The organism is Pseudomonas oryzihabitans, assembly GCF_006384975.1.
GTDB classification, from domain to species: Bacteria; Pseudomonadota; Gammaproteobacteria; order Pseudomonadales; family Pseudomonadaceae; genus Chryseomonas; species Chryseomonas psychrotolerans_B.
The window spans coordinates 1,265,311-1,278,271 of record NZ_CP021645.1; the positions used below are offsets into that span (position 1 = coordinate 1,265,311).

Annotated in this window: 10 protein-coding genes; 3 read left to right on the plus strand and 7 right to left on the minus strand. The window is 67.3% G+C overall.

Going from position 1 to position 12,961, the window contains the following annotated elements:
- Positions 1-104: 104 nt before the first annotated feature.
- A complete protein-coding gene (locus tag CCZ28_RS05530; protein ID WP_140216630.1) occupies positions 105-3,020 on the plus strand; it encodes a PAS domain-containing hybrid sensor histidine kinase/response regulator in 2,916 nt (971 codons plus the stop codon).
- 30 nt (positions 3,021-3,050) lie between these two features.
- Here CCZ28_RS05530 and CCZ28_RS05535 read toward each other — a convergent pair whose 3' ends face one another.
- The 3 genes from CCZ28_RS05535 to CCZ28_RS05545 all read right to left on the minus strand — a co-directional run bounded on the left by CCZ28_RS05535 (position 3,051) and on the right by CCZ28_RS05545 (position 6,041).
- Entirely contained in the window at positions 3,051-3,854 is an 804-nt protein-coding gene (locus CCZ28_RS05535; RefSeq protein WP_140216632.1) for an isocitrate lyase/PEP mutase family protein, read from the minus strand.
- 166 nt (positions 3,855-4,020) lie between these two features.
- Positions 4,021-4,953 carry a SphA family protein gene (locus CCZ28_RS05540; RefSeq protein ID WP_167509212.1) on the minus strand — a complete coding sequence of 311 codons (933 nt, stop codon included), beginning with the start codon at positions 4,951-4,953 and terminating at the stop codon, positions 4,021-4,023.
- Between the two features lie 95 nt (positions 4,954-5,048).
- Positions 5,049-6,041, minus strand: coding sequence for a helix-turn-helix transcriptional regulator (locus tag CCZ28_RS05545; RefSeq protein ID WP_140216634.1), 993 nt, complete (start codon positions 6,039-6,041; stop codon positions 5,049-5,051).
- Between the two features lie 275 nt (positions 6,042-6,316).
- Here CCZ28_RS05545 and CCZ28_RS05550 point away from each other — a divergent pair, with 275 nt between their 5' ends.
- Positions 6,317-7,282 carry an alpha/beta hydrolase gene (locus CCZ28_RS05550; protein WP_140216636.1) on the plus strand — a complete coding sequence of 322 codons (966 nt, stop codon included), beginning with the start codon at positions 6,317-6,319 and terminating at the stop codon, positions 7,280-7,282.
- 5 nt (positions 7,283-7,287) lie between these two features.
- Here CCZ28_RS05550 and CCZ28_RS05555 read toward each other — a convergent pair whose 3' ends face one another.
- From CCZ28_RS05555 to CCZ28_RS05565, 3 genes are all read right to left on the minus strand, one after another.
- On the minus strand, positions 7,288-8,436 hold the full coding sequence (locus CCZ28_RS05555) for a D-alanyl-D-alanine carboxypeptidase family protein (RefSeq protein ID WP_437179204.1): 1,149 nt from the start codon (positions 8,434-8,436) through the stop codon (positions 7,288-7,290).
- Between the two features lie 124 nt (positions 8,437-8,560).
- The gene (locus CCZ28_RS05560) at positions 8,561-9,934 is read right to left on the minus strand and encodes a sensor histidine kinase (protein WP_140216640.1); all 1,374 of its coding nucleotides are present in this window, start codon (positions 9,932-9,934) and stop codon (positions 8,561-8,563) included.
- Positions 9,912-10,589, minus strand: a complete 678-nt coding sequence (locus CCZ28_RS05565; protein ID WP_140216642.1) for a response regulator transcription factor — start codon at positions 10,587-10,589, stop codon at positions 9,912-9,914. Before CCZ28_RS05565 ends, CCZ28_RS05560 begins: the two co-directional genes overlap by 23 nt.
- Before the next feature lie 139 nt (positions 10,590-10,728).
- Here CCZ28_RS05565 and CCZ28_RS05570 point away from each other — a divergent pair, with 139 nt between their 5' ends.
- Positions 10,729-11,520 carry a substrate-binding domain-containing protein gene (locus CCZ28_RS05570; protein ID WP_140216643.1) on the plus strand — a complete coding sequence of 264 codons (792 nt, stop codon included), beginning with the start codon at positions 10,729-10,731 and terminating at the stop codon, positions 11,518-11,520.
- Between the two features lie 15 nt (positions 11,521-11,535).
- Here CCZ28_RS05570 and CCZ28_RS05575 read toward each other — a convergent pair whose 3' ends face one another.
- Positions 11,536-12,864 carry a CitMHS family transporter gene (locus tag CCZ28_RS05575; RefSeq protein ID WP_437179205.1) on the minus strand — a complete coding sequence of 443 codons (1,329 nt, stop codon included), beginning with the start codon at positions 12,862-12,864 and terminating at the stop codon, positions 11,536-11,538.
- Positions 12,865-12,961 lie beyond the last annotated feature (97 nt).

The window sequence follows — 12,961 nt, forward strand, 5'->3', positions numbered from 1 at the left end:
ATCAGCGGCTAAGCTCTTTTCTGCCAGACGCAACGCCCCCACACTCTGCCGTTTTGTGTGGTCGAAGAACCCGGCAACCGCTTCCCTGAGAGGACCCCCGCGAGATGAGTGAGGCACCCCTGGCCAGTTTGACGCGTGAAGAGCTCGAAGCCGAGGTCCTGCGCCTGCGTGCCATCGTGCAGGCCACCAGCGCGGCGGCCTTTCCCGCTGCCGCCCGCCACGACAAGGCGCGCAGCCGTGCCGTCCTGGAGAACACCACCCAGTTCGCCATCGTCGTCAGCGACCGCAGTGGGCGCATCACCGATTGGAATCCCGGCGCCGAGCAGGTGATGGGCTGGACCGCCGGCGAGATGATCGGCCAGGACGCCTCCCGTCTCTTCACTCCCGAGGACCGCGCCAATCGCCGCGACGAGTACGAGATGGCCAAGGCCCTGCGCGATGGCAGCGCCCTGGACGAACGCTGGCACCTGCGCGAGGACGGCCAGCGCTTCTGGGCGTCCGGCGAGATGATGGCGCTGACCGACGACGACGGCGAACCCGTAGGCTTCGTCAAGATCCTGCGCGACCGCACGCTGGAACACCTCTCGGGCCTGGCGCTCAAGGAAAGCCAGGAACGCTACCGGCTGGTGGCCGAGGCGACCAATGATGCCATCTGGGATTGGGATGTGGTCACTGGCCAGGTGCTGTGGAACGATGCCCTGTACGCGGCCTATGGCCATGCCCCGGAAAGCGTCGCGCCCACCGGCGCCTGGTGGCTGGCGCAGATCCATCCGGACGACCGGGCGCGCATCGAGGCCTCCGTGCGCCAGGTGATCGACGGCGATGCCCTGATCTGGATCGACGAATACCGCTTCCTGCGCGTCGACGGCTCCTATGCCCTGGTGTACGACCGCGGCCGGGTGCTCCGCGATGCCTACGGCCGTCCCACACGGATGATCGGCGCCATGCTCGACATGAGCCCGCTGCAAAAGGCCGAGACCGCGCTGCGCAAGAGCGAGGAGCGTTTTCGCGCCATCATCGAGACCATCGGTTCGGCCTTCGCCATCGTCCAGGTCAAGTTCGATGCCGACGACAAGCCCATCGACTATTGCTTCCTGGAAGCCAACCCGGCCTTCGAACGCCAGGCCGGCGTCAACCTGCGCGGCAAGTGGGTGACCGAATTCGCCCCGGATCTCGAACAATTCTGGTTCGACACCTATGGTCATGTCGCCAAGACCGGTGAACCTGCCACCTTCGAGAACTACGCCAACACCTTCGAGCGCTGGTTCGACGTGCGCGCCGTGCGGGTGGGCGATCCAGAAGACCGCCAGATCGCCATCCTCTTCAGCGACGTCACCGAGCGCCGCAACGCCCAGGAGCGACTGCGCATCAGCGAGGCGCTGGCGCGGGAGAACATCGAGCGGGTGCAACTCGCCCTCTCCGCCGGGGCCATCATCGGCACCTGGCATTGGGATCTGCCCAGCGACAGATTCACCGTCGACGAAGCCTTCGCCCTCTCCTTCGGCCTCGATCCGGCCCTGGGTCGCGAAGGCCTGAGCCTGGCCCAGGTGGTGGCCACGGTGCATCCGGACGACCAAGCCGGCGTGGCGACCGCCATAGCCGCCGCGATAGCGCGCGGTGGCCCCTACGCCCACCAATACCGAGTACGCCGGGCCGACGGCCACTACTACTGGATCGAAGCCAATGGCCGGGTCGACCACGCCGCCGATGGCACCCCGCTGCGCTTTCCCGGCGTCCTCATCGACGTCGAGGAAAGACGCGCGGTGGAAGCCGAACGCGACAAGGCGCTGGCCGCCCTGCGGGTGCTCAACGAAGCCCTGGAATCGCGGGTGGCCGAGCGCACCAGCGAATTGATGCAGGCCGAGGAAAAGCTGCGGCAATCGCAGAAGATGGAAGCCGTCGGCCAGTTGACCGGCGGCCTCGCCCACGACTTCAACAACCTGCTGGCCGGCATCTCCGGCGCCCTGGAATTGATGGAGACGCGCATCGCCCAGGGTCGCCTGCGCGATCTCGACCGCTACCTGGTGGCCGCCCAGGGCGCGGCCAAGCGCGCGGCCGCCCTCACCCACCGGCTGCTGGCCTTCTCCCGCCGCCAGACCCTGGCGCCCCGGCCGATCAACGTCAATCAACTGGTCGATGGCCTCACCGAACTCATCCAGCGCACCGTGGGCCCGGGCATCCAGGTGGAAACCGTCGGCGCCGCCGGTCTGTGGCCGGCGCTGGTGGACCCCAGCCAGTTGGAGAACGCCCTGCTCAACCTCTGCCTCAATGCCCGTGACGCCATGCCCAGCGGGGGTCGCATCACCATCGAGACCGCCAATCGCTGGATGGACCGGGAAGCCGCCCGCGCCCAGGAGCTGCCGGAAGGCCAGTACCTGTCGCTGTGCGTAACGGATACCGGGGTCGGTATCCCACCCGAGGTCGCTGCCCGGGTGTTCGAGCCCTTCTTCACCACCAAGCCCATCGGCCAGGGTACCGGCCTGGGCCTGTCGATGATCTATGGCTTCGCCCGCCAGTCCGGGGGGCAGGTGCGGCTCTATTCCGAGGTGGGCCAGGGCACCACCCTGTGCATCTATCTACCGCGCTACCTGGGCGACGCCCCGGAAGACGACCGGCTGGCCACACGACCCGCCGTCACCGGCTCCAAGGACGGTGAGACGGTCCTGATCGTGGATGACGAGCCCACGGTACGGATGCTGGTCATGGATATCCTCGGCGACCTGGGCTACAGGGTCTTGGAGGCCAGCGATAGCCTCGGCGGGCTGCAGATTCTGCAGTCCGACGTGCACCTCGATCTGCTGATCACCGATGTCGGCCTGCCGGGCGGCATGAACGGCCGGCAGATGGCCGATGCCGGGCGCCAGTCGCGGCCGGGTCTGAAGACCCTGTTCATCACCGGCTACGCCGAGAACGCCGCCATCGCCAATGGCCAGCTGGACCCCGGCATGGAGATCCTGACCAAGCCCTTCGCCGTCGATCACCTGGCCGCCCGGGTGCGTGAGATGATGGGCTCCAGCTAGCCCGCGGTCACCCGGGCGAGCTGCCCGGTATCACCGGGGGGCCAGCAGCGCATTCAGCTCGCCGTAGGTGTGGGCCTGCAACGCCTGGACATCGAGTCGCCCATCCTTCAGGAAGCCCTGGGCCAGCCCGCTCAGGGCGCCATACAGGTATTCGGCGATGCTCGAACCGGCACTCAGGCGTCTGACGCCCAGACGTTGCAGTTCATCGGGAGCGGCCAGGCCGGCGCGCCAGAGCAGGTTGACGGGCACCTTGGCTTCCCGGCACAGCGTGGCGATCTCCCGAGGCTCGGTCACCCCGGCGGCGAAAAATCCATCCGCGCCGGCGTCGGCGTACCGTGCGGCGCGCCTGAGTAGCTCCTCCAGACGCTGCTCGGCGGGTAACAGGTTTTTCAGGTAGACGTCGCAGCGGACGTTGACGAACAGGTCGATCCCATGGCGATCGGCAACCGTCCTGGCCGTTTCGAGCTTGCGCACCAGCAGGTCGGGAGCGCCGACGCCGTCCTCGATGTTGATCCCGACCGCGCCCGCCGCCAGGACGGCCTCGATGACCTTGGCCACCGCCACCGGCTCGTCCGAATAGCCCCCTTCGATATCCACCGTGAGCGGCACGCCGAGTACCCGCGTCATCGAGGCGATGCTGGCGCTCAGCAATTCCAGGGGAAGCTGGTTGCCATCCTGGTAGCCATGGGTCCAGGCCATCGCCGCACTGCTGGTGGCGACTGCCTGGCTGCCCAGGCGCTCCACCAGACGCGCGCCGCCGGCGTCGCCCACGTTGGCGAGGATCAACAGCCCTTGCCGATGAAGGTCATGAAAAGTCTCAGCCAATGCCGCCATGCGTTCCTGCTCCTCTACGAGATGTCGCTGGATCACTGCTGAAGCTGAAACCTGAGCGGGCGTCGGCAGCGAGGAAAATAGCTTGCGCCAAGGTATACCTCGGTCAGCAACTGCGTATCCATGGTCAGTTGGGCTTTTATCCCAGGCTACAGATGTTCCGAGCAGGCTAGAAGCTAACCCCGAGCTTAAGCGCAACCGTATAGCCCTCCGCCCGGTTACGCGCCTCGAATTCCTTGTAGGCATGCAGCCAGATGGCCGGCAGCCCGGAGCTGGGTTGGAAGAAGCTCACCGCCGGCCCCAGCGCCACCACCCGAGCGCGATTGCCGCGGGTCAAGCCCGGGGCATCGTCATCGCTGAGCTGGCGGTAGTAGTAGCCGCCCAGGCCGACGGTCCAGTCGCCCAGGTGCTGGCCGACGGCGAATTCGTGGCGATACTCCACCCCGCTGCGGTAATCGGTAGCCGGATTGCGCGCATTGATGTCGACCTGGAAGCTGGACGATAGCTCCAGCCCGCGCGGGCTGATGTAGCTGGCATTGAGGATTGGCGAGAGCGTCCAGTGGTTGGTGCCGGGGCTGACCAGGCGGTCCTTGTCGTAGTCGCCGGTGGGCGCCTGGATCGACAGCTGGGTGTTGATGCCCACTCCCGGCGCCAGCCGCCAATCGAGGATCAGCGGGATCAGTTGCAGATCCGCCGGGCGAAACAGCTGGGCGTTGTCGCTGAACACCCGCTGGCCACCGGCGTTGATGCCGAGGTCGGCGTCCATGCGAAAGAACACCGACACGGCGCCGAAGCCGTAGCGCGCACCGAGCAGTTGCCTATCGGTCATGCGCAGATAGGCCAGGCCGATGGCCAGGACGTTGATGTCGAAGTCGTTGCCGTCGTCACGACCGTGGCTGTCCTTGATCACCCGCGCCTGGTAGTCGCTGATGCGCATGCCCAGGGTGCCGAAGGGCGTCGACGGCGGCATGAAGCCGGCACCGAAATCCTGCACTCCGGCGGCGGTGGTCGGCATGCCCTTCTCGGTGGCGTGGGCGGTGGTGGCCAGCGCCGCGAGCGACAGGACGGCGGCACGGGTCAGGATTCCAGGCGAACGGGACATGGCAAGACTCCTCAGGACTTTCGAGCGGACGAGCGCGCCCGCACCGGGCGCGGTGGGCGCCCGAGCGAGGCGAACGGGTCAGCGAGGGGGTGGGATCAGTCGGGCGCGGCCGCGACCTGTTGCGCGATCTGCGCCTTGCGATTGACGCCGAGCTTTTCGTAGATGCGCCTCAGGTGGTGGCGCACCGTGGCCGGCGCCATGCCCAGGGTGCGGGCGACTTCCTTGTAGGTCTGGCCGAGGGCGAAACACTGGGCCACTTCCAACTCGCGGGCACTGAGGCGCTCCGCCGAGCTGCGCCGGCGCGCCTTGAGCAGCAAGAGATCGCCCAGCGGCTGGGCGTCGAGTTGCAGGGTGCGACCCTGGTAGCTGTCCTGGGGATCGCAGCCGACGGGCAGGCGGTTGCCCTGCCAGCCCTGCCACTCCGCCGCCAGCAGGGCGGCGAAACCCGGCTCCATGGACAGCAATACGCCATAGCGGTCGCTCACCGCCAGGGCCAGTTCGTCGAAGCTGCCCTGGCTGTCCCTCAGCGTCGCCAGGGTACGCAGGCAACTCTCCCGTTCGGCGTGCAGCAGATGGGGCATCAGCCATTCGAGCAGCTGGCATTCCAGCGGCGTGAAAGGGTTGCCAGGGTCCTGCCGGAACAGCGTCAGGTGCACGCCCAGGCGGGTCTGGTCGTCGGTCAGCACGATGCGCAGGCCATGGGCCAGGCCGTAGCGGCGACCCAGGGAGGCCAGCGCCGGCGAGGCTTGATCATGGTGACAATCGAATACCTGGCAACGGCCCTGCACCTGGTGCAAGTCGCCGAGGTCACGATCCTGGGTCTTGAGGGCGTCCCATTCCCTGGTATAAACACTGGGCAGGCCCAGCAGGAAGGCGCTGTGCGCCACCGGCCCCCCGTCGCGCCAGGTGGAGTTGCCCCACCAGGCCTTGTCGAAGGCGACCAGATGTTGCAACTGCTCCAGGGCCTGGGCGTGGAATTCGGTGATGGCCCCGCCGCGCAGACGGGACTGCAAGGCCAGGACGACCTGGCTGAAGCGTGCGACCACCGCGGCGGGCACACTGCAGGAAACGGCGGCTGACTGGGCCATGCTACCCCCTTTGTTTTGATTGTCTTGGGTAGAACGCCGGCCCCGAATGGGACCTGGCTTGGATCCGAGTCTACCGGAGCGCCGCGGCCCGCCTATCGTTCAGATGCAGGATAGTCCCCTGAACCCTGATCTTAAGCGCAACGGCCGTCCGTTAGTGGCGGTCTCAACCCAAACGCCATCGTTCATCTGATCGATAGACCGCCCGCAGCAGCTCCGGCGAGGCTGGCGGCGAACCGGCGTCGGCCTTGGCGCCCAGCTTACCCAGGAGAAGCCCCATGCCCGACGTCTTCGCGCGCCTCGATCCCCAGGTCGCCAGCCTGCTGGCGCAACTGGCCGCGCATCCGCAACCGCCGATCGAAAGCCTCACGCCGCAGCAGGCGCGCGCCGCCTATGTGCAGATGAATCGCGCCCTGGGCCTGCCACCGGCACCCATGGCACGCATCCAGGAGCTGGCCGCGCCGGGCCCGCTGGGTCCCATCCCCCTGCGCCTGTACCGGCCGCAGGCCGAGGACACTGCGCCAACCCCAGTGGTGGTCTATCTGCACGGCGGTGGCTGGGTGATCGGCGACCTGGACAGCCACGACTCCCTCTGCCGCCAGATCGCCCTGGGTACGGATTGCGCGGTCCTGGCGGTGCACTATGCCCTCGCCCCCGAACATCCGGCGCCGGCCAGCCCCGACGACGTCCTCGCCGCCCTGCACTGGCTGGCCGGTGCTGGCGCCGCCTTCAATCTCGACACCCAGAGGGTCGCCCTGGCCGGCGACAGCGCCGGCGGTGGCCTGGCCGCCATGGCCGCCCTGCACCTGCGCGAGGGACCGCTCGGGCTCAAGGCCCAGGTGCTGATCTACCCCGGGGTGGACAACACCCCCGCCGCCTGGGATCACCCCTCCCGGGTCGAGAACGCCCAGGTACCACCGCTGACCAGACCGCTGATGGACTACTTTTCCGGCATGTACCTCAAGGATGCGGACACCCTGGACCCGCGGGTATCGCCGCTCTATGCGCCCTCCCACGCCGGCCTGCCACCCGCGCTGATCTTCGGCGCCGAATGCGATGCCCTGCGCGACGACGCCCGCCTCTACGCCCAGGCACTGATCAAGGCCGGCAACAGCGTCGAGTACCACGAGCTGCCGGGCATGATCCACGGCTTCATCGAGATGCTTGGAGCGCTGCCCAGCGTGCGCTGGACCCTGGCACGGATGAACGCCTTTCTGCGCGAGCACCTGGGGCGCGATGCCTGAGCCCGCTAGATCCGCCCCAACCACTGCAGCACCAACCGATAGAGGTGCTGCGGCCAGCGCGACCACCAACCGCCCTGCTCGGCGTCCGCCAGGGCCACCAGGGGTCGCGTTTGCAACACCCGCTCGCCATCCACCAGCTCCAGCCGGCCCACGACATCGCCTTGGGCGATGGGGGCCACCAGCGGCTCGTCGAGCACCAGGCGCTGCTGCGGTGCGTGCTGGCCCTTGGGGTGGGTCAGCACCAGGTCCTGGGCCACGCCCACTGGCAGGGTCGCCGTCTGGGCTTCCCAGACCCTTGGGGTGCCCAGGGGGACACCGGCCTGGTCGTAGGTCTGGTTTTCGAAGAAGCGAAAGCCATAGGTCAGCAGCTTCTGGGTATCGGCGGCCCTGTTGTTGAGCGAGGTGGAGCCGAACACCGCGGTGATCAGCCGGCGCCCGTCGCGCAGCGCCGAGGTCACCATACAAAAGCCCGCCGCCTCGGTGTGGCCGGTCTTGAGGCCATCCACGGTGTGGTCGCGCCAGAGCAGCAGGTTGCGATTGGGCTGGCGGATGCCGTTCCAGGTGAAATACTTCTTGGCGTAGAGCTCGTAGTAGGCCGACTCGTCCTGGATGATGGCGCGGGCCAGCAGCGCCATGTCGTAGGGCGAGGAAAAGTGCTCCGGATCGGGTAGCCCGGTGGGGTTCATGAAGTGGGTATCGTGCAGGCCGAGGCGCTGGGCGGTGGCGTTCATCAGGCTGGCGAAACTCTCTTCGCTGCCGGCGATGTGCTCGGCCAGGGCCACGCTGGCGTCGTTGCCGGAGTCGATGACGATGCCCTGCAGGAGATCGTGCACCGAGACCTGGCTGCGCGGATCGAGAAACATCCGCGAGCCTTGGGTACGCCAGGCGTTCTCGCTGACGGTGACCGGGTCATCCACCTTGAGCCGCCCGGCCTGGATGTCGCGGGTCGCCACGTACACGGTCATCAGCTTGGTCAGGCTGGCCGGTGGCAGGTGCGCGTGGGAGTCCTCTTCGGCGATCACCTGGCCGGTGGTGGCGTCCAGCAGCACCCAGGCCTTGGCCGAGAGCTGGGGTGGCGAGGGAATCAGGGCATCGGCGATGGGCGCGGCGTCCACCTGGCCGAGCCAGGCGAAGCCAAGGGCGGCGAGGCCCAGGCAGAGGAAGGGGCGTTTCACGAGCGGCGCATCCGGTTCAGCAGGAGGGCCCGCCACCCTAGGCAAGGCCCGGAAGGCTCGCAAATGAAGGAAAATGAAGAAAAATTTAGGAAAGCCTGGCCGCCTAGCCCGCGCTGGCAATGACCACCCGGGCGCCCCTGGGCTGCGCGGCTTCGATGCTCAGCTGGAAACCATGCAGCCGCACGATGGCCGCCACCAGCGACAGCCCCAGGCCATAGCCGGGCTGCTGGCGGCTGGCATCGCCGCGGTAGAGCCGCCGCAGCACGCTTTCCCGCTCTGCCTCGGGGATGCCGGGGCCGTCGTCGCTGACCTCGATGCGTACCCCGCCCGCGGCGCTCCGCGCCACCAGGCGCACCTGGCCGCCCACCGGGGCGAACTTGATGGCGTTGTCCAGCAGGTTGACCAGCGCCTCGAACAGCAGCGAGGCATCGCCCTGGACGTCCGGCAGGTCGTCGGCCAGTTCCAGGGTCAGGGTCTGGGCCTTCTCCTGGGCCATCGGCTCGTAGAATTCATGGGCCTGGCGCAGCAGCGCGGCCAAGTCCAGCGAGGCGAAGGCCAGGCGTCGACGGGTGTCCTCCAGCTCGGAGATGCGCAGCAAGCCCTGGAAGCGCGACATGATGGCCTCGGTCTCGGCCAGCGCCTCGCCCAGGCTGTCGGCCTGGGGCGCCGCCAGCGGCAGCTGCTGGAGTTGGTGCAGCCGCGCCCGCAGGCGGGTCAGCGGGGTGCGCAGGTCGTGGGCGATGCCGTCGCAGACGTCCTTCACCTCGTGCATCGAGCGCTCCAGCTGAGCCAGGGTGGTATTGACCGCATCGGCCAGCATGTCCAGTTCATCGTGACGCTTGGACAGCGGCAGGCGCTCGTCCAGGTGGCCGGCGACGATGAGCTCCAGGCTGTCCTGCAGGCGCTCGACTCGGCGCAGCGGGCGCCGGCGCAACAGATGCCAGCCGATCAACCCCGGTATCAGGGTGAGCGACAGCCCCCAGAACAGCGCCTGGCCGATGATGCCGCCCACCGCCGAGATGGAGCCGCCGTCGCGGGCCAGCACCAGGATGCGCCCGTCCGCCCGGCGTTGCAGGAAGGCATGGCTGCTGCGCGGCTCGTCCAGGGTATCGGCCGTCTTGAGGCCGCGTTGCAGGTAATGCACCCGGCCATCGTCGGGCAGGCTGCGCAGGAGCTTCACCAGGCTGCCGGCCAGGTAGCGACCGTCGGCCTCGAACAGGCCATAGGCATCGATGCCGGGAATCGAATAGACCTCACTGGCCTGGAGTTCGCCCAGCAGATCGGCGTCGGCGACCTTGCGGTAATAGTGGGCCCGCTGCAGCAGGGTGCGTTCCGCCACCTCGCCCAGGTAGGCGGAGATCTGCCAGTAGAGCACCCCGGTGAACACCGCGCCCCAGGCCGCGAAGAACAGCGCATAGAGGGCCAGCAGGCGACTGCTGCCCGAGCGCCAGCGCCTAGTCCGGGACGACGAGGACATAGCCGGCTCCACGCACGGTATGCACCAGTGGCTGCCCTGCTCTTTCGATCTTGCGTCTCAGCCGGCCCATGTGCACATCGATGATGTTGGTGCCCGGATCGAAGTGATAGCCCCAGACCTGCTCGAACAGCATGGTGCGGGTCACCAGTTGCCCGGCGTTGCGCATCAGGTAGGTGAGGATCTTGAATTCGGTGGGCAGCAAGGCGATGGCCTCGCCGGCGCGGGTCAAGGTGTTGTCGATGAGGTCCAGGGTCAGCTCGCCCACCTTCAGTTGGTGGCTGGCGGTCTGGGCCGCCGGGCGCCGCAGCAGTGCCTCCAGACGCGCCACCATTTCCACCAGGGAAAAGGGCTTGGTCAGGTAGTCGTCGCCGCCGCACCTCAGGCCGCGCACCCGCTCGTCGACATCCGACAGGGCACTGAGCATCAGCACCGGGGTGCTGATGCCGAGGCCGCGCAGGGTGCTGACGATGGTCAGACCGTCGAAATCCGGCAGCATGCGGTCGAGGGTGATGATGTCGTGCCCGCCGGCGATGGCGGCGGCCAGGCCGTCGCGCCCGGTGCTTTCCCAGCGTACTTGGTAGTCTTGGGCCTGCAACTCGCTGGCGATGGAATGGGCGGTCACCGCGTCGTCTTCGATGACCAAAGCCTGGGTCATGCTGGCCTCCCGGTCTGGCGGACCGCACACCCTAGGGAAAACCTCCAGGCCGGTAAACTAAATTTTTTTTCATCCAACCTCACGCGCCAAGGCCACGCGCGAGGTCTATCGTCCGTCTTTTCCATCGAGAGTCTCTGCCATGTTCCGACGTCTACCTGCCCTCGCCCTCGGCACCCTGCTGCTCGCCGCCACCACGCCGCTGCTGGCCGCGCAACCCACCACCCTCACCGTGCTGAGTTCGGGTGGCATCATGGGCGCCATCCGCGCCGTGGCGCCAGCCTACGAAAAGGCCACCGGCGTCAAGCTGGACATCGCCGCCGCGCCGTCCATGGGCGATACGCCCCAGGCCATCCCCAATCGCCTGGCACGCCACGAACCGGCCGACGTGGTGCTGATGGTGGGCTCGGCGCTGGACAAGCTGATCGCCGATGGCCAGGCCGTGAAAGACAGCCGCGTCGACCTGGGCCAGTCCTTCATCGCCATGGCAGTGCGCCAGGGCGCACCCAAGCCGGACATCTCTACCATGGCAGCCTTCAAGCAGACCCTGGAAGACGCCCAGTCGGTGGCCTACTCCGACAGCGCCAGCGGCGTCTATCTGTCGCGCATCCTCTTTCCGCGCATGCAACTGGGCGAGGCCTTCAAGGCCAAGGCGCACATGATCCCGGCCGAGCCGGTGGGCGCCGTGGTCGCCCGTGGCGAGGCGCAGCTCGGCTTCCAGCAACTCAGCGAACTCAAGCCGGTGCAAGGCATCGACATCGTCGGCCTGATCCCCGACCAGGCGCAGAAGATGACCCTCTACTCCGGCGCCGTGGTCACCCACAGCCAGCACCCGGAAGCTGCCCGCGCGCTGCTGAAATACCTGGCCTCCAAGGACGCCGCCAAAGCCATCGAGGACAGCGGTCTCAAGCCCATCCCCGCACAGCAGCAATAAGGCCCTCCACCGGCGTCAGACGAAGAAGGAAATGGCGCCGGTCAGCAGGGCGATGGCGGTGATGACCAGGGAGGTCAGCACCGCCCATTTGACGGTGGCCTTCTGGAAGTCACCGATGTCGCGGTCGACCATGCCCACCAGCAGCAGGGTGGACGCCACCAGCGGACTCATCAGATGCACCGGCTGGCCGAGCACCGAGGCGCGGGCGATTTCCACCGGATCGATGCCATAGGCCGCGGCGGCATTGGCCAGGATCGGCACTACCCCGAAGTAATAGGCATCGTTGGAGAGTACGAAGGTCAGCGGCATGCTGGTGATGGCTACTACCAGCGGGAACCAGTGGCCCCAAGCCGGCGGAATCCAGTCCACCAGGGTCTGCGCCAGGGCGTCGACCATCTTGGTGCCGGAGAAGATGCCGGCGAAGATGCCCGCGGCGAACACCAGTAGCACCACGGTCATGGCGTTGCCGGAATGGGCCAGGATGCGTTCCTTCTGCAACTCCAGTTGCGGATAGTTGATCATCAGCGCCAGCACGAAGCCGATCATGAACAGGATGGCGGCGTGCATGAGCCCCATGACCAGGGCGGTCATCACCGCGATCACCAGCACCAGGTTGACGTAGGCCAGGCGCGGCCGCTTGGTCGGCGAATCGCCGAGGATCTCTTCGATGTAGCACTTGCCGCCATTGGCCCCGCCGCTCGCCAGGCTGATGTTGCCGATGCGAGCGCGCTCGCGCCGGCCGAGCAGGAAGGCGGTGAATACCACCCAGGCGCCCCCGCCGATCACCGTGGGCAGCATGGGGATGAAGTAGGCGGTCGCGTCCAGGCCCAGGGCCGCGATGGCGCGGGTGGCCGGGCCGCCCCAGGGACTCATGCCACTCATGATGCTCAGCGAGAGCATGGAGACGGTCGCCAGCACCATGGGGTCCATGCCGATACGCTTGTACAGCGGCAGCATGGCGGCGCAGGTGATCATGTAGGTGGTGGTGCCATCGCCGTCCAGGGCTACCAGCAGCGAGAGCAGCGCCGTGCCGATGGCGATCTTCACCGGATCGCCGTTGACTCGCTTGAGGATCTTGCGGATCAGCGGATCGAACAGCCCCGCATCGATCATCAGGCCGAAGAAGAGGATGGCGAACAGCAGCAGAGCCGCCGAGGGTGCCACCATCTTCAGGCCGTCGAGCATCATCTTGCCGGTGGTGGGCGCGAAGCCGCCGATTAGGGCGAAGACGATGGGTACCACGGTGAGCGCCACGATGGGCGACAGGCGTTTGCTCATGATCAGGTAGGTGAAGGTCACCACCATGATCAAACCGAGGAGTGCGAGCATGGGCGTATCCCGGATTGTTGTTGTGATTATTGGCGTATCGATGGCTGCGCAGAGCGCAGCCGATCCCTACCTCCGGCCAGCTGACGGCGCGGAGGTGGGCTGAAACGGTGGT

Excerpts from the sequence above, each read along its gene's own strand:
- CCZ28_RS05540 (WP_167509212.1), bottom strand. The coding sequence starts at position 4,953 with ATGTCCCGTTCGCCTGGAATCCTGACCCGTGCCGCCGTCCTGTCGCTC.
- CCZ28_RS05545 (WP_140216634.1), bottom strand. The coding sequence starts at position 6,041 with ATGGCCCAGTCAGCCGCCGTTTCCTGCAGTGTGCCCGCCGCGGTGGTC.
- CCZ28_RS05530 (WP_140216630.1), top strand. The coding sequence starts at position 105 with ATGAGTGAGGCACCCCTGGCCAGTTTGACGCGTGAAGAGCTCGAAGCC.
- CCZ28_RS05560 (WP_140216640.1), bottom strand. The coding sequence starts at position 9,934 with ATGTCCTCGTCGTCCCGGACTAGGCGCTGGCGCTCGGGCAGCAGTCGC.
- CCZ28_RS05565 (WP_140216642.1), bottom strand. The coding sequence starts at position 10,589 with ATGACCCAGGCTTTGGTCATCGAAGACGACGCGGTGACCGCCCATTCC.
- CCZ28_RS05550 (WP_140216636.1), top strand. The coding sequence starts at position 6,317 with ATGCCCGACGTCTTCGCGCGCCTCGATCCCCAGGTCGCCAGCCTGCTG.
- CCZ28_RS05535 (WP_140216632.1), bottom strand. The coding sequence starts at position 3,854 with ATGGCGGCATTGGCTGAGACTTTTCATGACCTTCATCGGCAAGGGCTG.
- CCZ28_RS05570 (WP_140216643.1), top strand. The coding sequence starts at position 10,729 with ATGTTCCGACGTCTACCTGCCCTCGCCCTCGGCACCCTGCTGCTCGCC.